26 protein-coding genes are annotated in these 17,687 nt (G+C 70.3%); 6 read left to right on the forward strand and 20 right to left on the reverse strand.

Translation table 11 applies throughout. The features are described from left to right. Positions 1 to 40 precede the first annotated feature (40 nt). The 7 genes from VKQ35_RS11340 to VKQ35_RS11370 all read right to left on the reverse strand — a co-directional run bounded on the left by VKQ35_RS11340 (position 41) and on the right by VKQ35_RS11370 (position 4,757). Positions 41 to 1,300 carry a serine hydrolase domain-containing protein gene (locus tag VKQ35_RS11340; RefSeq protein ID WP_324361619.1) on the reverse strand — a complete coding sequence of 420 codons (1,260 nt, stop codon included), beginning with the start codon at positions 1,298 to 1,300 and terminating at the stop codon, positions 41 to 43. 83 nt (positions 1,301 to 1,383) lie between these two features. Further along, positions 1,384 to 2,076: a hypothetical protein gene (locus VKQ35_RS11345; RefSeq protein ID WP_324361621.1), complete on the reverse strand. Its 693-nt coding sequence runs from the start codon at positions 2,074 to 2,076 to the stop codon at positions 1,384 to 1,386. Between the two features lie 9 nt (positions 2,077 to 2,085). Continuing rightward, positions 2,086 to 2,676, reverse strand: a complete 591-nt coding sequence (locus tag VKQ35_RS11350) for a hypothetical protein (protein WP_324361622.1) — start codon at positions 2,674 to 2,676, stop codon at positions 2,086 to 2,088. Between the two features lie 113 nt (positions 2,677 to 2,789). After that, entirely contained in the window at positions 2,790 to 3,317 is a 528-nt protein-coding gene (locus VKQ35_RS11355; RefSeq protein ID WP_324361625.1) for an RcnB family protein, read from the reverse strand. An 86-nt stretch (positions 3,318 to 3,403) separates the two neighbouring features. After that, positions 3,404 to 3,697 carry a hypothetical protein gene (locus tag VKQ35_RS11360; protein ID WP_324361627.1) on the reverse strand — a complete coding sequence of 98 codons (294 nt, stop codon included), beginning with the start codon at positions 3,695 to 3,697 and terminating at the stop codon, positions 3,404 to 3,406. An 18-nt stretch (positions 3,698 to 3,715) separates the two neighbouring features. Then, complete coding sequence (locus VKQ35_RS11365; RefSeq protein ID WP_324361628.1) at positions 3,716 to 4,261, reverse strand: isoprenylcysteine carboxylmethyltransferase family protein; 546 nt, start codon at positions 4,259 to 4,261, stop codon at positions 3,716 to 3,718. A gap of 37 nt (positions 4,262 to 4,298) precedes the next feature. Continuing rightward, positions 4,299 to 4,757, reverse strand: coding sequence for a VOC family protein (locus VKQ35_RS11370; protein WP_324361630.1), 459 nt, complete (start codon positions 4,755 to 4,757; stop codon positions 4,299 to 4,301). 151 nt (positions 4,758 to 4,908) lie between these two features. On the opposite strand from VKQ35_RS11370, the gene VKQ35_RS11375 reads away from it, so the two are divergent. Then, entirely contained in the window at positions 4,909 to 5,250 is a 342-nt protein-coding gene (locus VKQ35_RS11375) for a hypothetical protein (RefSeq protein WP_324361632.1), read from the forward strand. Positions 5,251 to 5,253: 3 nt separating this feature from the next. Here the strand turns inward: VKQ35_RS11375 and VKQ35_RS11380 are convergent, their stop codons facing one another. Continuing rightward, positions 5,254 to 5,448, reverse strand: coding sequence for a hypothetical protein (locus VKQ35_RS11380; RefSeq protein WP_324361634.1), 195 nt, complete (start codon positions 5,446 to 5,448; stop codon positions 5,254 to 5,256). Positions 5,449 to 5,601: 153 nt separating this feature from the next. On the opposite strand from VKQ35_RS11380, the gene VKQ35_RS11385 reads away from it, so the two are divergent. Beyond that, complete coding sequence (locus VKQ35_RS11385) at positions 5,602 to 6,027, forward strand: hypothetical protein (protein WP_324361635.1); 426 nt, start codon at positions 5,602 to 5,604, stop codon at positions 6,025 to 6,027. A gap of 7 nt (positions 6,028 to 6,034) precedes the next feature. Here VKQ35_RS11385 and VKQ35_RS11390 read toward each other — a convergent pair whose 3' ends face one another. Continuing rightward, positions 6,035 to 6,934, reverse strand: a complete 900-nt coding sequence (locus VKQ35_RS11390; RefSeq protein ID WP_324361637.1) for an alpha/beta hydrolase family protein — start codon at positions 6,932 to 6,934, stop codon at positions 6,035 to 6,037. Positions 6,935 to 7,110: 176 nt separating this feature from the next. Between VKQ35_RS11390 and VKQ35_RS11395 the strand changes: the two genes are divergently transcribed. Then, the gene (locus VKQ35_RS11395; protein WP_324361639.1) at positions 7,111 to 7,500 is read left to right on the forward strand and encodes a VOC family protein; all 390 of its coding nucleotides are present in this window, start codon (positions 7,111 to 7,113) and stop codon (positions 7,498 to 7,500) included. A 9-nt stretch (positions 7,501 to 7,509) separates the two neighbouring features. On the opposite strand, the gene VKQ35_RS11400 is transcribed toward VKQ35_RS11395, so the two are convergent. The 3 genes from VKQ35_RS11400 to VKQ35_RS11410 form a co-directional block, all read right to left on the reverse strand. Continuing rightward, on the reverse strand, positions 7,510 to 8,448 hold the full coding sequence (locus VKQ35_RS11400) for a hypothetical protein (RefSeq protein ID WP_324361641.1): 939 nt from the start codon (positions 8,446 to 8,448) through the stop codon (positions 7,510 to 7,512). 138 nt (positions 8,449 to 8,586) lie between these two features. Next, positions 8,587 to 10,383: an ATP-binding response regulator gene (locus tag VKQ35_RS11405; RefSeq protein ID WP_324361643.1), complete on the reverse strand. Its 1,797-nt coding sequence runs from the start codon at positions 10,381 to 10,383 to the stop codon at positions 8,587 to 8,589. Beyond that, positions 10,380 to 10,976 (reverse strand): response regulator transcription factor, encoded by a 597-nt coding sequence (locus tag VKQ35_RS11410; protein ID WP_324361645.1) that lies wholly within the window; start codon positions 10,974 to 10,976, stop codon positions 10,380 to 10,382. The genes VKQ35_RS11405 and VKQ35_RS11410 overlap by 4 nt, the downstream gene beginning before the upstream one ends. A 228-nt stretch (positions 10,977 to 11,204) precedes the next feature. Here VKQ35_RS11410 and VKQ35_RS11415 point away from each other — a divergent pair, with 228 nt between their 5' ends. Beyond that, positions 11,205 to 11,735 carry a PEPxxWA-CTERM sorting domain-containing protein gene (locus VKQ35_RS11415; RefSeq protein ID WP_324361647.1) on the forward strand — a complete coding sequence of 177 codons (531 nt, stop codon included), beginning with the start codon at positions 11,205 to 11,207 and terminating at the stop codon, positions 11,733 to 11,735. On the opposite strand, the gene VKQ35_RS11420 is transcribed toward VKQ35_RS11415, so the two are convergent. The 5 genes from VKQ35_RS11420 to VKQ35_RS11440 form a co-directional block, all read right to left on the reverse strand. Then, entirely contained in the window at positions 11,732 to 12,772 is a 1,041-nt protein-coding gene (locus tag VKQ35_RS11420) for an amidohydrolase family protein (protein WP_324361649.1), read from the reverse strand. The two genes, VKQ35_RS11415 and VKQ35_RS11420, sit on opposite strands and share 4 nt — an antisense overlap. Before the next feature lie 113 nt (positions 12,773 to 12,885). Next, a complete protein-coding gene (locus VKQ35_RS11425) occupies positions 12,886 to 13,080 on the reverse strand; it encodes a hypothetical protein (RefSeq protein WP_324361651.1) in 195 nt (64 codons plus the stop codon). 83 nt (positions 13,081 to 13,163) lie between these two features. After that, the gene (locus VKQ35_RS11430) at positions 13,164 to 13,364 is read right to left on the reverse strand and encodes a hypothetical protein (RefSeq protein WP_324361653.1); all 201 of its coding nucleotides are present in this window, start codon (positions 13,362 to 13,364) and stop codon (positions 13,164 to 13,166) included. Between the two features lie 33 nt (positions 13,365 to 13,397). Then, positions 13,398 to 13,589, reverse strand: a complete 192-nt coding sequence (locus VKQ35_RS11435) for a hypothetical protein (protein WP_324361655.1) — start codon at positions 13,587 to 13,589, stop codon at positions 13,398 to 13,400. A gap of 164 nt (positions 13,590 to 13,753) precedes the next feature. Beyond that, complete coding sequence (locus VKQ35_RS11440) at positions 13,754 to 14,248, reverse strand: FKBP-type peptidyl-prolyl cis-trans isomerase (RefSeq protein ID WP_324361657.1); 495 nt, start codon at positions 14,246 to 14,248, stop codon at positions 13,754 to 13,756. A 117-nt stretch (positions 14,249 to 14,365) separates the two neighbouring features. Here VKQ35_RS11440 and VKQ35_RS11445 point away from each other — a divergent pair, with 117 nt between their 5' ends. Further along, entirely contained in the window at positions 14,366 to 14,587 is a 222-nt protein-coding gene (locus tag VKQ35_RS11445; protein ID WP_324361659.1) for a hypothetical protein, read from the forward strand. 88 nt (positions 14,588 to 14,675) lie between these two features. Beyond that, on the forward strand, positions 14,676 to 15,548 hold the full coding sequence (locus tag VKQ35_RS11450) for a J domain-containing protein (RefSeq protein WP_324361661.1): 873 nt from the start codon (positions 14,676 to 14,678) through the stop codon (positions 15,546 to 15,548). 4 nt (positions 15,549 to 15,552) lie between these two features. On the opposite strand, the gene VKQ35_RS11455 is transcribed toward VKQ35_RS11450, so the two are convergent. The 3 genes from VKQ35_RS11455 to VKQ35_RS11465 all read right to left on the reverse strand — a co-directional run bounded on the left by VKQ35_RS11455 (position 15,553) and on the right by VKQ35_RS11465 (position 17,672). Next, a complete protein-coding gene (locus VKQ35_RS11455; RefSeq protein WP_324361662.1) occupies positions 15,553 to 16,263 on the reverse strand; it encodes a hypothetical protein in 711 nt (236 codons plus the stop codon). A gap of 36 nt (positions 16,264 to 16,299) precedes the next feature. After that, a complete protein-coding gene (locus VKQ35_RS11460) occupies positions 16,300 to 16,830 on the reverse strand; it encodes a hypothetical protein (protein WP_324361664.1) in 531 nt (176 codons plus the stop codon). Positions 16,831 to 16,922: 92 nt separating this feature from the next. Continuing rightward, entirely contained in the window at positions 16,923 to 17,672 is a 750-nt protein-coding gene (locus VKQ35_RS11465; RefSeq protein WP_324361666.1) for a hypothetical protein, read from the reverse strand. Positions 17,673 to 17,687: the final 15 nt, after the last annotated feature.

The following is a 17,687-nucleotide window of genomic DNA, read 5'->3' on the forward strand; positions in this document are numbered from 1 at the left end:
GGCCCTGTTTCTTTGGGTCGGCCTATTTCTTCGGGTCGGCCTATTTCTTCGGGTCGGTGAGCGCCGCGTAGGTCAGCCTGGGCGTGATCACCCGCACGTTCGGCGTCGGGCCGGTCGGGACCGAGCCGTTGAGGTTCTGGATCATGCCCACGAAGATCACGTCGTTGGTCGGGTCGATCCAGAACCAGGTCCCGAAGGCGCCGCCCCAGTAGAAGGTGTCCTTGCCCTGCGGCGTTGGCACCTTCGAGGGGTCCTCGATCACCGCGAAGTCGAGGCCGAAGCCGACGCCCGGCTGGTCGGGGCCGTAGAGGTCGACCATGACGCCCGGCTGCAGCACCGACTTGCGCATCAGCCTGACGGTGTCGGCCTTGAGGTAGCGCCGCCCGCCGCTGATCCCGCCATTGCCGACCATCTGGGCGAACTTCCAGTAGTCCTCGGTGGTGGAGAGCAGGCCGCCGGAGCCCGACAGGTAGGTGGGTTTCTTCGACGGGTCGCGGCCGCCGCCGCCCTGCGCCGGGACGATCTTGCCGTCCTTGTAGGTGTTGATCCGCGCCACGCGGCCGACCTTTTCCGGCGCGACCCAGAAGCCGGTGTCGGCCATGCCGAGCGGCCCGAACAGGTGCTCGCGCATGAAGACGTCCAGGGGTTGGCCCGACAGCTTCTGGACGATGTAGCCCTGGATATCGACGGCCGGCCCATAGGCCCAGTCCGTGCCGGGCTGGCTGTAGAGCGGCAGCCTGGAAAGCTTGTCGATCATCCCCTGCAGGTCGCCCTCGCCGAAGCGCTGATCGGTGTAGTCGTTGTTCACCCCGAAGCCCGCGGTATGGCTCATGATCTGGGCCATGGTGGCGGGCGTCTTCACCTCCTGCAGCGAGCCGTCCTTGGCCTTGACCTTCAGGCCCTTGAACTCCGGGATGTGCTCATCGAGGCGGTCGGTCAGCTTCCACTTGCCCTGTTCCCACAGCATCATCATGGCCACGCCGATGGTCGGCTTGGTCATCGAGGCGATGCGGAAGATGGTGTCCTTCTGCATCGGCGCGCCGCTCTCGAGGTCGCGTTTCCCATAGGCGTCGAAGTGCACCACCTTGCCGTGCCGCGCGACCAGCGTCGTGACCCCGGCCAGCTTCTGGCCGTCCACCAGGGCGTGCATGGTGCTGTTCAAGGCCGCCAGTCCGGCGCTCGAAAAACCGACGCTCTCCGGCGGCGCCAGCGCGATGTCCGCGAAGGCCGATCGGCCCAGGAGCGTCCCGCCCGCCATGGCGGCGGAGGCGGCGAGCAGGCGCCTGCGATCGAATTCCATCTTTGTCTCCCCCGTTTTTATGCAACCTTGCCCGCAACTATCCGCCAACCGTCGCGGCTTGGCCAGGGCGGCCCGGCGTGCGCCTAGCCGGTCTTGGACTGCGTCCAGCAGTGGTCGCCCGGCTGGCCCACGAAGCCATCCATCTGCTTGCGGTCGGCGTCGCTGGGGAGCGCGCCCACCGTGGCGGCGCGTTCGAGGAATTGCTTGGCGAGCAGCGCGCTCGACCAGTTGCGCCGTTCCGCCCGCCCGACCGCGGCCAGCATCCGGCCCCGCATCCCGTCCGCGAGGCTGAGATCGCGGCCCAGCAGGCCAAGCTCGGCGGCGTCGTCCTGGCCGGCGGCGTCCCGCTCCACGAACCGCGGCAGAAAGGCGTAGGCGCTGGCGAAGGCGTTCATTTCGCCGGGCGGCATGTGCGTCAGCGTCCCGCTCGCGAGCGCGGTGCTCCAGACCGAGCTGTCCCAGGACCAGAACAGGGCGTCGTAGCCCACCGGCCGGCCCTTCCACGCCGGCCCGCTCTTCAGCAGCTGGGCGCGCAGATCTTCCAGCGACCGGGCGTTGCACTTGAAGATCACCCGGTAGGCGTAGGCCGAGCCCGCGCTGTCGGTCAGCTCGTTGCGCATGGCCTGGCGCGCCTCGGACACCTGATGGCGCCAGCTGAGCATCTGAACCCCCTGCTCGGCGGCGAGCGCGATCAGCACGCCCAGCACGATCGTCCCGATCTCGCTGATCAGGTCGCCCCAGCTGTGAACCGGCTTTGGCTTGCGGACTTCCACCATGCGGCGACGCTATTTCGGCGGCTTCACGCCGGCGTCCTTCAGGTCCTTGTCGATGTCGTGCGTGTAGAGGCTGTCCTTGGGCCGGACGATGTAGCGGCCGTGGCAGCCGTAGCAGGCGTCGTACATGGCGCTGCCGGCGTCGTTGGTCTTGTCGTGGTTCTTGGCCTGGGCCGCGGTCATGCCGGCCAGGCCCGCGTTGGTCAGCTGCACCGCGTACTTCATCCAGGGCCCGTTGGGGTCGCGGGCGCGGCCTTCCATCTGCAGCAGGTTGCCGGCCTCGACGAGCTGGGCGGCGCTGTCCAGCGTGATCTTCCAGTTCTCGTCGTCCTTGGAGACGCGGTCGTGGGCGCCGCCCTCGTCGTCCACCTCGCCGCTGCGGGCCCAGAAGGCCTCGGCGGCCGGATTGACGATGTGGCGCATCACATCCTTGGTCCCCAGCAGCACGCGGCCCGGGGCCAGGATCGGCGGGATCGGGTTGGCCATGGGCGGCGCGGGCTTGGGCGCCGGCGGGATCGCCGGGTCGGAGCCGGGCGGGGTCTGGGCGAGCGCGGGGAGCGCGCAGGCGGCGATCACGACGGCGATTGTGAGCAGGCGACGCATGACTTCTCCCCGGGGACTCTTTGCGCGCCACCTTAGCGGCCCGGCGGCCATAGGAAAGGCCTCCCCTCGCTGTGGAGGAGAGGCCTTCCTTGAGGTCCGGCTAGGCGCGGCGCCTAGTACCCGTGGATCACCAGGTCGGCGATCAGGCCGGTGGCGACGGCCATCAGCACGAAGTTGCCGTCGGCGTAGATCCAGCGGTAGCCGGGGGGCGGCGGACGCAGGCCGTAGTAGCCCCAGTCCTGCACGTAGTACCCACGATAACCGACCGGGACGTAGGCCCCGCGCCGCCAGCCGTAGTGGCTGATCGGGCGGTAGCCGTAGCCGGGCGCGAACCAGAAGCCCGGGCGCACGCCGCGGAAGTCGCGCCACTCGGCCCGGTCGCGCCAGCTGTCGGCGCGGGCGCGGTCATAGCGCAGGTCGCGGCGGTCCTGGTTGATCTCGCGGTGGTCGCGGTTCAGCTCGGCGCGCTCGCCGGGGCCGACGCGGCCGTCGCGCTCGGCGGCGCGGCGGTCGTGGTTCAGGTCGCGGCGGTCTTCATTCAGTTCGCGCCGGTCGTCCTGCCGTTCGCTGGGCTGGGCGGACGCCGCCATCGGGGCGGCCACGCAGGCCAGCGCCACGGCGGCGTAGAGCAGTTGTTTCATCGTCGGGTTCCTCCTCGGGGTTTCGAGGAAGCCAGAATGTCGCAGGCGCTCTGAACCCGTCCTGAACTCCGCTGTTCAGGTGGCGTTTAGGCTGGCGGCGGGCCTGAGCCGATCAGCAGGAAGAGCGTGAGCAGCCCGCCCACGCCCACCGCCGCGGCGCCGATCAGGGGCGTCAAGCGGCGGTCTCGGCCCCGGTTCCGGCGACGTTGCCGGCGTGCGGGCGGCTGCGGCCGGCGCGCGGCCTCCCCGACGTCAGGCGCCGCGATCCCCAGGCCCAGCACGGTGCGCGCCCTCGCGAGCCGCAGCGGCGCCTGCGGCATCGCCGGCCAGGCGCGCTCGCGGGCGAACGGGTTCTCCTGGTCGTTGCGGAAGGGGGTCATCTCAGCCGGCGCCCCGCCTCACCACACAAACGGGATCAGCCGCTTGGTGCGGGCCATGTAGGCCCGGTAGGGCTCGCCGATGCCGTCGGCCAGCGCCTTCTCCTCCACCGCGATGCGGATCAGGTAGCTCGCCAGCATGCCGCCGCCGACGATCGCAGGCGCCAGGCCGTAGCCCATGGCCAGGCCGATGCCGACGCCCTCAAGTGTGCCGCCGGTGTAGGACGGATGGCGCAGCCAGCGGTAGGGGCCGGTCTGCACCACCTTCTGGTCGGGGCTCACATGCACGACGTAGGTGAAATATTGCCCCAGCGTATGGACCGCCCAGACGCGCAAGCCTGCGCCCAGAATGGCGACCGCGGGCGCCGCCCAGAGCGCCCAGACGCCGAGTCTTGGCGGCGGCGCATGGCCCGCGCCCCACAGCCAGAAGGCCGTGGCGAACGCCGCGATCTGCAGCACATAGATGACGTAGAGCGTGCCGTTGTCGCGCCGCTCGGCCGCGGTGCGCGTGCGACGCCCGGCATAGGCCTCCACGGCCATCATCAGGCCGACCAGAAAGAGCGGCATATTGTGGGCGAGACCCATCGCCGGTCGCGCCTCGGCTCTAGGGCTTCGGCGGCGTGTAGAGTTCGATCGCGTTCCCTTCCGGGTCGGCGATGAAATAGGCGGCGTTCGGGATCACCGTGCGCGCTTCGACGCCCTGGGTCTTCAGCCAGTCGGCCAGCGCCTTGGCGTTGGGGACGCCCAGGATGATGCGGCCCATGGCGTTGGGCCCGGGCTGGCGCTGGGGCGACTTCAGAAGCGCCACGATCGCCGCGTCGGGCCCGCCGCCATAGCCCATGATGTATTCGCGGGGGCTGCCGTCCGCCGCCTTGATGGTGTTGGTCAGCGTCATGCCGAGCTTGGCCGAGTACCAGGCCTTCTGAGCCTCCAGGTCCATGACGTTCAGGCCGGCCCCATCCACCTTGTGCGGCTTCAGTTCGGGCGGCGGCCCTTCGGCGAAGGCCGCGCCCGCGCTGAGCGCCAGGCTCGCGGCCATCGCCGCCATCATCCAGGACTTCATCTGCGCCTCCCCGTTTCCCGGGCGCCATCCTGGCGGGTTCTGGGGTCCTGGCAAGCCGAACGCTGATTTGCAGTCGTTCTAGCGCCTTTCCAAAGCTTCACTTTGGCCGCGCCGGCACCCGTGCCAGCCTCTGTGGCAGGAGGGACCCGCCATGCTGAAATCCGCGCTCGTCGCGCTCGCCCTGTTCGCCGCCGCCCCGGCCTTGGCCCAGGCGCCTGCTGCGGCCCCGACGGTTCAGGCCGTCAAGATCCTCACCGTCGACAGCACGCTGCGCGAGCTGGTGGTCGACCCGCGCACCCGCCCGGTGATCGAGCGCCATTTGCCGGGGTTCGCCGCCCGCCTGGAAAGCGACCGGGACGCCGAGGGGATGTTCGCCGACGTCAGCCTCGCCGGCCTGGAGCACGATCCGCACATCCAGGGCATGACCCCCGCGGCCCTGGCCAAGATCGGCGCCGAACTCGCCGAGGCGCAGAAGGCGCCGCCGAAGACCTAGCCGCTAGCTGTCCAGCCGCTCGTCGGCGGCGTTCATGATGTGCTTGTAGACCACGGTGGCCATGCCGCGGACGTTGCGCGACGCGGTCATCAGGGCGGCGCCGCCCACCAGGGTCGCGCCCTGGGCCGCCATTTCGTCCAGCTCGTCGGCGATCTCGGTGAGCTTCTGATAGACGGCGATGTCGGTCGTGTGGGCCATCGGGCGTCATCCCTACAGAGCAAACATTGCTGTGGGCAAGCGCGGAATGTTTGCAGGCGGGCGCGAATGAAACCCTGGGTTGGCGCCGCTTCAGCCCTCGCTAACCACATAAATTCACTGTGAATTGAGAGGCCGCGCCGTACTGACGGCGGCGTGAAAGACCGCGAACCTCAGATCCTGGCGATCGCCGCCGCGCCGTTTCGGATGATGCGGCTGGTTTCGGCCCTGGTCGTGCTGACCTGCGCCGTGGTGCTGGTCGCGCCGCTGTCGATGCGCGCCGCCATGATCTCCGACAAGCCGTTCGTCGATGTGCTGGCCTTCTATGGCGCGACCTGCGGCGCCTATGGCGTGCTGCCCTTCGTCCGCCGGGGCGACATCTTCATGGTCGCCATGTGGGTGGTGCTGGGCGTCGGCGTCGCGCCCTGCTTCTCCGGCCAGGAGCTGTCGCCGCCCCACATGTTCGGCGGCATGGCCGGGGTGCTGATGGCGGCCGGACCGATCTACCTCGCCCGCTTCCGCCAGGTCGCCCAGGGCGACATCCGCCTCTACCGCCGCCGCGAGACCGAAGCCGGGGCTTGACGCTCCGCTAGTCCAGTCCCTGCAGCCAGCGGATCACAGCCGCCTCCAGGGCGATGCGCTTGTCCGAATAGCTGTGGTCGGTGGTGAGGTGCAGGTTGGTGACCCGCCCGCCGTCCGCCTTCACCGCCGCGGCCAGCTTGTCGTCCATCGCCGCCAGCCCGTCGTCGGAGGTGACGATCAGCACGGGCTTCTTCGACAGCCCCTTGGCCACGTCGGCGTTGAACGAGAGCCTGGGCGAAAAGCCGATGATCTCGTCGGCCATCTTCTCCGGCGAGGTGTTGGCCAGAGTCTCCATGTCGGTCGCCATGGACTTGGCGATCATCGGCTTGGCGGCCGGTACTGCGCCGCGCCCGCCCATGTCCGCCGCCGAAATCATCACCGCGCCCGCGAGGGCCTCGTCGCCCGCCGCGGTCAGTCCGGTCACCCAGCCCCCCATGGAATGGCCCGCGATCACCAGCTTGCCGGTGTCGACGCCGAGGAATTTCGCGTGCTCGGGCGCGCGCACATAGGCCAGCACCGCCTTGGCGTCGGCGAGGTTGCCCTCGAAGCTGAAGCTCCCCGGGCTGCCCCAGGACCCGCGGTAGTTGAAGGTGATGACGTTCCAGCCGGCGCGGCGGATCGCCTGGGCGAGGTCGAGGTTCTTCTCGTTGCCCGGCAGGCCGTGCAGCAGGACCACGGTCGGATGGACGCCGGCGCCGCCGGCCAGGTAGGCGACGCCGTTGATCTCCACCCCGCCGGACGGGATGTGCAGCACCTCCATCCGCGCAGGATGAGCCTTGTCGGCCGGCGGGTCGGTGAAGATCGCGGCCGGGATCGCCGGATGTCCGCTCGCCTTGGCCTGCGCCGCGAAGGGCAGGGCACCCATCGCCAGGGCCGCCACCAGTCCCGTCACGATCAAGCGCCGCATGCCGTTCTCCGTCTTTATATTTACGATGTATATTAAGCCGTCTCCGGCGAGTTTGGCAATGGCTTGCGGCGCCCCGCAGCCTTCAACAGAGCCCAGCGCCGCGCGGCTGTCGACAACCCTCATGGCTTCCGCCAGGCTTTCGTTGTCCGGCGCCTCAGCCTGCGGGAGGAACCGTCATGCCCACCTTCAGCCGCCCGATGATCAACCTCTACGCCCGCGACCTGCCGCGGGCGCTCGCCTTCTACGCATCGCTCGGGTTCGCCGAGACCTTCCGCACGCCCAAGACCGGCGAGCCGTCGCATGTGGAGCTGACCCTCGACGGCTTCACGCTCGGCGTCGCCACCGTGGACGCCGCCCGGGACCACCATGGCCTCAATCCGCGGGGCGAGGGGCGGTGGATCGAGATCGTGCTTTGGACCGACGACGTCGACGCCGCGATTGAGGCCATGGCCGCGCGCGGCGCGCCGGTGGTCACCCCGCCGCACGACTTCCTGGACGGGGCGCTGCGGGCGGCCTGGACCACCGACCCCGAAGGCAACCCGATCCAACTCGTCCAACGGCGCTGACCTCAGCGATCACCGCCCCGCCGCCGCGCGGACCGCCTCCTCATGCCGGGCGCCGGCCAGGACGTTGGGGAGCGAATAGTTCCCCTCGTGGCAGGCGTGCTCGTACATCGGCTTGCTCGTCCGGTACCACGAGAACTCGGCCATCCAGGGGGCGGTGAACACCTTCGGGTCGATCACCGTGAACTGGTAGAGCAGCTCCCGGTCGGAGACCGGCGTGAACCGCTCGACCACGGTCGCCTCGCCGGAGACGATCAGGAAGGGCGCAAACCGGAACCGGTCGTCGTCGGGTTGGCCCACCGTCTCGACGACCAGTGTGTCGCCCTCCCAGCGGCCGATGCTGTCGCCCATCTTGCCCCAGAGCGCCTTGGGCCCGTGCTGGTCGGTGATCGGCACCACGCGCACCTCGTCGCCGTATTCCGTGTGGATCGCCACCTCATTGCCGCTACGGACGATCTGCAGGGCATTCTCGAAGTTGAAGCTCGAGATCGGCGGCTGGCCGAGCCCCGCCAGGCAGCGCTCGGCGTTGGGACGCTGTTCGGGATTGTCCCGCATCTCCGGCGGCGCCTCGGTGGAGTCGATCTCCTTCCGCGCGGCCGGCGTGTAGGGCAGCTTTCCCCCGGCGGGCCGGATCAGCGCGCGGGTGCGGAACTGGCCGCGCACGACCGGCAGGCCCTCCACCTTGGCCATCAGCTCCGGCACCTCGGGATCGAGGTCCATGGAGAAGAAGTCCGACATGGCCTTCTCCTCGGCGGCCGCGACCAGCTTGGCCTGGCTCGCCGAGACGACCAGGTCCGGGACCTTGTCCGGCGCCTCCATGACCAGCACGAAGTTGGCCGTCCACGTGCCCTCCAGCGTCGCGCGCGGACCCTTGGGCGCGGGGCCGGCGGCGGCCGCCCATGCGGCGAAGGCCGCGCACAGCGCCACGCCGGCTGAAATCCTCGTCCTCATGGCTCGCCCCCAAAGCGCCCGGGCGTCAGTAGCCCGTGGGCGAACAACGTTCGCGCGGCGCCCGCCCCATCCCTAGCGCGTCTCGCGGCGCAGCGAAGCTGAACATTTTTGACTCGCCCGGGCTCGCGAAGGCGCTTCCTACGCCACCTCCCGCCTGGCCCCGGACGCCAAGTGATTCAGCAGCGCCCGCAGGCGCGCCGGGTGCAGGGGCTTGTGGATGATCGGCACCCGGGCGGCGTCGGCGGCGGCCAGGACCTCGGCGGCCATGTCGCCGGTGACCAGGCAGAAGGCGCGGGGCGGGTTGGGCAGGGCGGCGAGCGTGGCGATCACGCTCAGGCCATCGCGGTCGCCAGGCAGGCGGTAGTCGGCGAGGCAGATGTCGAACGGGGGGTTGTCGCGGACCAGGGCTTCCGCCGGCGCCAGGTCCTCGGCCAGCGCCACCTCGACGCCCCACTGGCGCAGCAGGAGGCTCGCGCCTTCGCGCACCATGGCGTCGTCGTCGACCAGCAGGACCCTTAAGCCCCGCATCAGGTCGGGCGCGGCCAGGGTCTTGGCGGGCTTGGCGGGCAGGGCGGCGGGCAGCGCGAAGGAAAACCGCGAGCCGCGCCCCTCGATCGAGGCGATCTCGATCCGGCTCCCCAGGATCGCGGCCAGCCGTTGTGCGATGGCCAGACCCAGGCCCAGGCCCTTGCCGCGGTCGCGCTCGGGATTTCCGATTTGCACGAACTCGTCGAAGATCCGCGCCTGGTCGGCGCGGGCGATGCCGATGCCGGTGTCGGAGACCTCGATGGAGATGCGCTGCCCCCGCTTGCGCGCCGCCACCAGCACCCCGCCGGTCCGCGTATAGCGCAGGGCGTTGGTGACCAGGTTGACGCAGATCTGCTCGGTCAGCGCGGGGTCCGCGTCGACCCACAGCGTCGTGTCGCGGAAGCGCAGGTCCAGGCCCTGCCGCTCGGCCATGGGATCGAAATAGCCGGCCAGCCGGTCGAACAGGTCCCGGCAGCTCATCGGCTCGCGGTGGCTCTGCACCACGCCGGCCTCCAGGCGGGAGATGTCCAGGAGGCCGTTGAACAGCTTCTCCATGGCCGCCACGTTCGACTGGATGCGGCTCGCCACATCCTTGGCCTCCTCGTCCAGCGCCAGCGACTGCAGCGAACCTGAGAACAGGCTGAGCGCATGCAGGGGCTGGCGCAGGTCGTGGCTGGCGGCGGCCAGCAGCTGGGACTTGGCGAGGTTCGCCTTCTCCGCCCGGGCGCGCGCCGCCTCGGCCTCGGCCTTCTCCACCTCCAGCGCGGCGAGCAGGCGGCGGTTCTCAAAGCGGATCGCGAAGCCTTCCTTCAGCTCGCGGTTCTGCACCCGGCAGAAGCCGAACAGGATCGCCGAATAGCCGATCGAGGCAAGGCCCAGCACATCGTAGGCGTACTGGCCGATCAGCAGGAAGCGGATCATCACCAGGCCGAAGATCGCGCCCACGAAGGCGTAGAGGCCGCTGGGGTTATAGGCGTTGCCCGGCACGCTGCCGCCGGAGATGCCGTAGAGGCCGCAAAGGGTGAGCGCCACGGTGATCGGCTGGCGGGTCTCCATGAACAGGAAGGCGGTCGAACCCCAAACCAGGCCCGCGATCAGCATGTAGAGGGTGTTGAGCCGCGCCGCGCGCTCCAGCCGCGTCCCGTCGTCGTCGGCCGGGATCTTCCGGTAGCGGGCGACCAGCCAGAGCCGGAAGACCTGGGTCGCCAGCTGCACCGCGAGCCAGCCGGCGATCTCCCGCCACGGCTGGAAGGGCGCCTGGGTGGCGCACATGTAGATGGTCACGACGCCGGCGGCGGCGAAGCTGTTGCGGATCTGCTGGAAGAGGGTGCGGATGCATTCGGCCCGCACCGGATCGATGGTGAGACCGCCGTCGGGACCGGCGGTCGCGGCGGCCTCCGCCGTCACCCGATCAGGCCCAGCTGGCGCGCCTTCAGGATGGCCTGCACCCGGCCGTCCACCTCCAGCAGGTGGAAGATCTCGGTCAGGTGGGCGCGCACCGTGCGCGGCGCGATGTTCATCCGCCGCTCGATCGCCTTGTTGGAATGGCCGTCGGCCAGCAGGGACAGCACCTCGAGCTGGCGCACCGTGATGCCCTCGACCGCGTGGGCGTCGGCATGCGCCTCGAACGCCACCCCGCCGGCCAGCACCTCGTCCAGCATCTCGACGATCCGCTCCGGCGCCCAGGTCTTGGAGATGAAGCCCGACGCGCCGCAGTCGCGGCTGCGCAGCCGCGCCGCGCCGTCCTCCCGGCCGGAGATCATCACCCGGCTGACCAGCGGCGCCCGTTCGGCGATGGCGCGGGCCGCGTCAAAGCCGTCCACGTCAGGCAGCAGGATGTCTATGATCGCCAGGTCCGGGTGGCTGTGCTCCAGCGCGTCCAGCGCCTCGGCCGCGGAATTGGCGGTGCGCAGCGTCCAGTCCGGCCGATGGCGCCGCAGCATCGAGGCGAAGCCGTCCCGGAACAGCGGGTGGTCGTCGACCAGAAGCGCCGTCACCATGCCCGACCCTCACCTGCCTGAACACGCTCAGCGAGGGTTCCGCGATCGGCCTAAATAGGCAATGGCCTAAATAGGCATGTTCGGCGACCGGGATTCGCTTCAGAAGCGATTTATTGAGCAAAATCAATATCAATATGCCTAAATAGGCAATATCTTTGCGCCCGGACCCAGCCCTAGGTTGCGAGGCTAGCGTATTGCCGCGTCGGCCCGACGTGCTGGAGGATCGCTATGAAGAGGCTGTTACTCGTCGGCCCCGTGTTGGGCGCCCTGATCTGCGTGGCCGGTTCGGCTTCCGCATCGATCATTACAGTCGACTTCAACGTCGCCGGCGGCTGGTTCCAAACCGGCAACACCGACACGCCCTTCGGCCTGTCGAACAATCCCAACCTGAACGGCAGCGTGCAGCTGGATACGACGAAGACCGGCGTCGACACCTTCGTTTCCATCGACTGGGTGACCGGCACGAGAACCTGGACGCTCGCGGACCTTGATCCGTCCTCGGCGGGCGCGGATTTCACAGGCGGCGGATTGCTGGACTTCTCCATGGATTTCACGGCGCCCGGCAACTACGTCGACAGCAACAACACCGCGCAGATTTACGACGGCACAGGCGGCATCGCCTGCAACAACTGCGTAACGGTGACCAACAACCCGGGCGGCGGCCCAGGCGTGCCGGAGCCGGCGGGTTGGGCGCTGATGATCGCGGGCTTCGGCCTGGCCGGCGCGGCGCTGCGGCGCCGTCGGACCGGCCTGGCCTAGATATCCAGCCGGTAGGTCCTCGTCGCTGTCCCGCTGAACAGCGCCGTCTTCTCGTCCGCCGAATAGCCCTTGGCGACGTGCTTGAAGGCGTTCCACAGGGTGGCGTAGTCGCAGGCGCCCATGTCGACCGGGAAGTTCGACTCGAACATGCAGCGCTCCGGCCCGAAGGCCTCGATGCAGGTCTCGATATAGGGGCCCCATTCGGCGGCGAGCTGGGTCGACGGCGCGCGGGGTTCGCTGAGAAACGAGGGGAAGTTGCAGAAGGCCATGGCCAGGCCGCCCAGCTTCACCACCACCTTGGGCGACTTGGCGAGCTCGCGGATGTTGTCGCGCCAGATCGGGAACCGCTCAGGCAGCTTGCCCTCATAGGACCCGCGCCCCAGCGGCGTGCCGACGTGGTCGAGGACGATGGTCTGGTCGGGAAAGGCCCGGGCCAGGTCGATCACGTCGGGCAGCTGCGGCTCCAGCAGCCAGGCGTCGAAGGTCAGCCCCATGGGCGCCAGATGCCTGAAGCCCTCGCGGAACTTGGCCTCGCGGTAGAGCCCGGCCTCGACGCGGTTCAGCGGCCCCAGCACCGCCTTGTCCGCGTCGAAGGAGGCGGAGTTGCGGATGCCGCGGAACCGCCCGCCGCCGGCGCGCACATGCGCCTCCAGCACCGGCTTGACGCCGTCGCCCAGCAGCAGGTCGGCCTTGCTGACGATGCCGGCGCAGGCGCGGAAATCGCCGTAGGTCCCGCTGGCGGTCATGGCGGCGACGCCGTTCACGAACTCGGTCTCGCCGATGGGCCGCATCTCCACCGGCCCGTCGGCCTTGTAGAAGGCGCCGCACTCCACGAAGACCGTGGCGACCACCTTGTGGGCGCCGGTGTCGGCGATCAGCTCATCCAGCAGGTAGCGCCGCGCGTCGGCGATGGCGGTGATGAACGGATGCTCCGGCGGATCACCGGGGCCCGGCGGCGGGGCGTAGGCGCGGCGGTCCCACAGGTGATGGTGCGGGTCCACGATCGGCAGATCGGGGTCCAGAATGGCCTCAGCCATGGGGCGCCTCCTCGCATGGCTCTCAGGCGGCCAGCGTTGGGCGATCCTCGCCTATCTGCGGGCGCGACGGCAAACCAAAACGCCGTCCGCCAAACAAGCCGGATGAGCCTTCGTCAGGACTCGGCGGGCAGGGCGTAGGCCCGCATCGTGCTCGGCAGGCGCATGGCCTCCCGGGTCGCGTCGCGGAACGTCTGGAAGCGGTCGGCGCGGTCGGCGGTCGCCGCCCATTCCGCCCGGCCCTTGTTGTTGTGGACGAGATACTCCATCCCCTGCGGGCTGGTACGCGCGACAACTGCGGCAAAGGCCATTGGTGTCTCCAGCGTTAACGGAGCCGACTGTTCTGTTACGGCTCACCGCGGAGAATTGTTTCAAGAGCTGTGCCGAACGGCGTTCAGCGGGGCGGACCGGCCAGTTTCGCCAGCGCGGCCGAGCCTTCAGCGGTGATGTCCCAGCCCTCGCGGCTGCGTTCCGCCAGGCCCAGTTCGACGAGCGCCCGGGCCGCGGAAATGTTGATGAACGGCGTCTCCGCGCCACCCTTCTTCTTCGCCAGGTTCTGCAGGGCGTTGAGTTGCGCGTCGGTCAGGTCGGCCATGGCGCGACCCTACACGGTTCCGCTTCGAAAGGCTCAGCCTCTCGAGCCGACGATCTTCAGCACCAGGCCCAGAACCGCCATGGCGATAAACACCCACATGGCCAGCGAGAACCCCACGGCCGCCAACAGGCCCAGGATCCGGCTCGACCGCCTGGCCGGCCGGTGTTCCCCGCCTATGGGCTGATCCCGGGTCTCGCCCCGCGATTGGCCAGGAGGTGGTTCCATCGATCCCCCGCTCACGCCACCTGGCCCCGCGCGCGCTCCGAAATGCGCGAAAGGTCCGGTGACTCGCGCCTGACAGCGTCTGCGAATAAGGGGCCACGTCCGCGCGCGCCGCGCAAGGGTTCACCGTTACGCATGGTAACTCAACGATTTCCGGCCGGTACGGCTCAGGGCTGCTTGGGTGGCGCGATCGAGACCAGCTCGACATCGAAGATCAGCGTCGCCTGGGGTGGGATGCCGCGTTTCTGGATCGCCTGGCCCGCCGCGCCGGCGGGCGCGGGGGTGTTGAACGGCCGGCCCGGGCCATAGGCCAGATAGGGCGGCATGGTGATCCGCCAATGGTCGCCCGGCCGCATCAGCTGCAGCGCCGCGCTCATCCCGGGGATCACGCCATTGACCGCGAAGGTCGAGACGCCGGTCCCATCGCCCGGCGAGGTCGAGAAGATCTCGCCGCCCTCCAGGCGCCCGATGTAGCGCATGGTCACGCTGTCGGCCCGGGTCGGGTGCGCGCCCGTGGCCGGGCCCGCGGCCAGCACGGAATAGCGGATGCCCGGCAGCGAGACCGTCTCTCCCGACTGGTCGGGGGCCTGCGCCCCGGCGGCCGACGTCACGCCCCAGGCGGCGGCCAGAGCGAAGGCGAAGGCGGCGAGGCGGCGAGTCATGGCCCGACTATAGTCCGTGCGCGCGGCATCTCCACAGCCGCGCCGCTCTAGATTACCGTGTCCGCGGTGAGTCCGGCGCTGAATCGCAGACCGGACCGCAACAGGGAGGCTTCTGACATGAAACTCAAGACATTCGGCCTGGCGCTGGTGGCCACGGCCTTCATGGCGAGCGCCACGCTCGCCCAGCCGGGCACGATGGCGCCCATTCCGAACCCGCCGGAAAAGGCCAAGGTCCACCACAAGAAAAAGGCCAAGCCGGCCGCCGACGCCGCCAAGGCGGACGCGAAGGACGCCAAGGCCGATGCGAAGGCCGACGCCAAGGCTGACAAGAAGAAATAGCCCCGGCGGAGCGCGCGGTTTCGCTCCAACGGCGGGACCGCGGCGCCGCTGCACGGTGTGTAAAGCCTGATCGTGCCATCCTGCCGCCGTGAGCCGGCAGGATCCCAACGGCTACTATCGCCTCCTAGGCCTGGCGCCGGACTGCGCGCAGGACGAGATCGCGCGCGCCTTCCGCACGCTGGCCAAGGCCTGCCATCCCGACCGCAATCCCGACCCCGCCGCCGCGGCGCGCTTCAAGCTGCTCAGCGAGGCCTACGCGACGCTCTCCACCGCCCAGGGCCGCGCCGCCTACGACCGAGATCCCTTCGCGCGCACGGAAGCCACCGCCTCGCCCCGCGCCCGGATGATGGGCCAGATCGCGCTCGGCGTCGCCGCCCCGGTGATCGCGGTCGGCATCTGGTTCCAGGGCCAGTCGGTCGGCGCGCTGAACGCCGCCCGCCCGCCGCCGCCCGGCGCCTCGCCCGCGGCGTCCGAGGCCCAGGCCCAGCCCGAGGCGCCGGCCGCGCCCACGGCGGTCCGCGCGATCCCCGCCGCGGCGCTCTGCGCCCATCCGCCCGCCGACGGGGCGCTGATCGAGGGCGCGGTGGCGCAAAGCGCCTTCGGCCACCACCTGGAGATCACCAACGGCTCGGAGGGCGCCTCGATCATCAAGCTGCGCGACGCCCATTCCGGCCGCGCGCGCCTGGCCTTCTTCGTCAGCAAGGGCGGCCACGCCAAGGTCGGCCCGCTGCCGGACGGCGACTATCACATCCAGTACGCCATCGGCGCGGACCTGGCGGAGGACTGCCGCTCGTTCGTGGCCATCGACCGCGCCGCCGAATTCCCCGACCCGGACCGGCTGCAGACCCAGTACCGCGACGGCGGCGTGGTCACCCAGACGCTGAGCTATGTCCTCTACAACGCACCCAGCGGCAACGTCCGCGCCCAGACCATCGACCCCCAAAAATTCCTGACGGAGTGAGCGCCTAGTGCGGCGCCTGGCCCATGTCCGGCGCCGCGGCGCAGGCCCCGAAACCATCGCGCGCCGAGGCGAGCTCGGCGGCCTTCTCGGCCGACGACAGCTGAAGGCCCAGCGCCTTGCCTCGCTGGATCAGCAGCCAGCCGCCCAGGTCCATGTCGGTCAGCAGCTCGCGCGCCCGCACCAGGGCGCCATACAGCCGGTCGCGCTCCGCCGGCTGCAGCCGGCCGGCGTTCAGCGTCAGCGTGTTGATCTCGCTCAGCGCCGCCCGCTCCTGCGGCTGCGTCGCGTGCAGGACCTCGGCGAAGAAATAGGCCTGTGACCAGGCGGACAGCCGCGCGGTCGGCATGTGGCCGGTGATCTGCAGGGCGCGCGCGCTGTCCCAGGCGTCGCTCTGCCAGGGCCGCCGGGGGCGTCTGTAGGGCGCGATCGCCGCCACCGGCGTTCCCCGATCGCGCGAGGCGGCCAGCGCGCGCTCGATCCCGTCGAGCTGCGCCACCGCGCAGGGCCGGATCGCCAATCGGTAGTAGGCGTCGCGCTCGCCGTGCCTCAGCTCGACGCGCATGGCGTCCTCGGCGTCGGCCACCCGGTGCGCCCAGTGCAGGGCCTCCACCGCCTGCTCGGCGCCGAGCGCGATCAGCACGCCGACCACGATGATCGCGATCTCCTTGGCCAGTTCCCGCAGGCCGTGGATCGCCTTTGGCCGGTGAATTTCCATGACACGCGCTCCCCCCGTTCGCGCCCGACATAGCATTCAGGCGCTTGGGCGGCCCGCGCTTCCGCGCGGTGCTGGCGCGAACATCATCGCCAGCCGCGCCGCCAGCAGGCGCAGAATGAGCTGCGGCGGAAATCCCGGGTAGGCCGGGATGTCGGCGGGGAGCGTCACGCCGGCCGGCAGGCTCGCGGTCTTGTTGCGGAACGCCACCGGCGGCGGATCGTCGGCCACCCGGGCGCGGTAGACCGAGGTCCACCAGCCGGGGCCGTGCTTCAGGTACATCCCGGAATTGCAGCAGGTGGCCACATAGCGCGTGGTCGGCGCGTCCGGGGCGAGCTTGATCGCCTCCAGCGCCTCCTCCCCCGCCACGCAGGCGAAGCGGTCGTTGCGGTAGATCAGATAGGGCGTCGCGCCATAGGCGTCGCGGATCGGCGCGGCGTGCGGCCTGGATTCGATCAGCCGCCCGCCCGCCTGGCAGTCGCTGCAGCAGCACGCTGCGCTGAGGATCGGCGCGCCGGAAAGCCGCAGCCGGACCCGGCCGCAAACGCAGGCGGCGGTTCGCGCGATCATAGGGGTCCTCCCGGCGGCCAGGGCGCCGAGAGGGACCATAGCCTTCGCCGCCCATCCCGCCAAAGCCGGGATGGGCGGAGGAGAGACAGCCTCTACTGCGGGGTGACCTTGGTGGTCGTGGTCACCTGGTCCGAGGACGGGGCCACGGCGCCGGTCGTCGTCGTGGTCGTATGGTGCGTCACCGTGGTGTGGGTGACTTTGTGGGCCGGACGCTTGGTGGTCGTGGTGGTGGTCTCGACCACAGGCGCGGGCGGCGGCGTCTGGGCGGCCAGCGCCGCGGCGTTGCGGGCGGCGGCCGCGTCAGCCGCGGAGGCGGCGGCGGACTGCTCGGCGTTTTCGGCGCGCGCATTGGCTTCCGCCGCCTGGCGCTGGGAGTCGATCGCCTGCTGCTGGGCCGCTGCGGCCTGCTGCTGGGCGTCGCGCGCCTGGTCCTGGGCGCCCGCGGCGCGTTCATGCTCGGCGTTGAGCTGGGCGCGGGCCGCTTCGGCGGTCTCCCGCTGGGCGTCGCGCGCCTGGGCGACGGCCTCGGACTTGTGGTGCTGGGCCATGCCGATCGCGGTGTCGGCGAGCGCCTGGGCGCGGATCGCCTCGCGCAGCGCAGGCTCGCGGTCGCCGCGCTTGAAGTCTTCCCGGGCGTCGGCGAGCGCGGCGCGCGCATCGGCGGTGTCGCGGGGCGCGTCGGTCGAGGCGCCCATGGATTCGGCGGTCTGCAGCTTGGCCTCTGCCGCGGCGATGGCTTCGCGCGCCCGGTCCGAGGTGCTGGCCGCCGAGGCGGGCGCCGCGAGCGCCAGGGTCATGGCGCTTGAGACGAGGAGGGACGCGAGGATGGTCTTACGAAACATGATGGTCTCCTGCCG

Source organism: Phenylobacterium sp. (assembly GCF_035309685.1).
GTDB lineage: Bacteria > Pseudomonadota > Alphaproteobacteria > Caulobacterales > Caulobacteraceae > Phenylobacterium.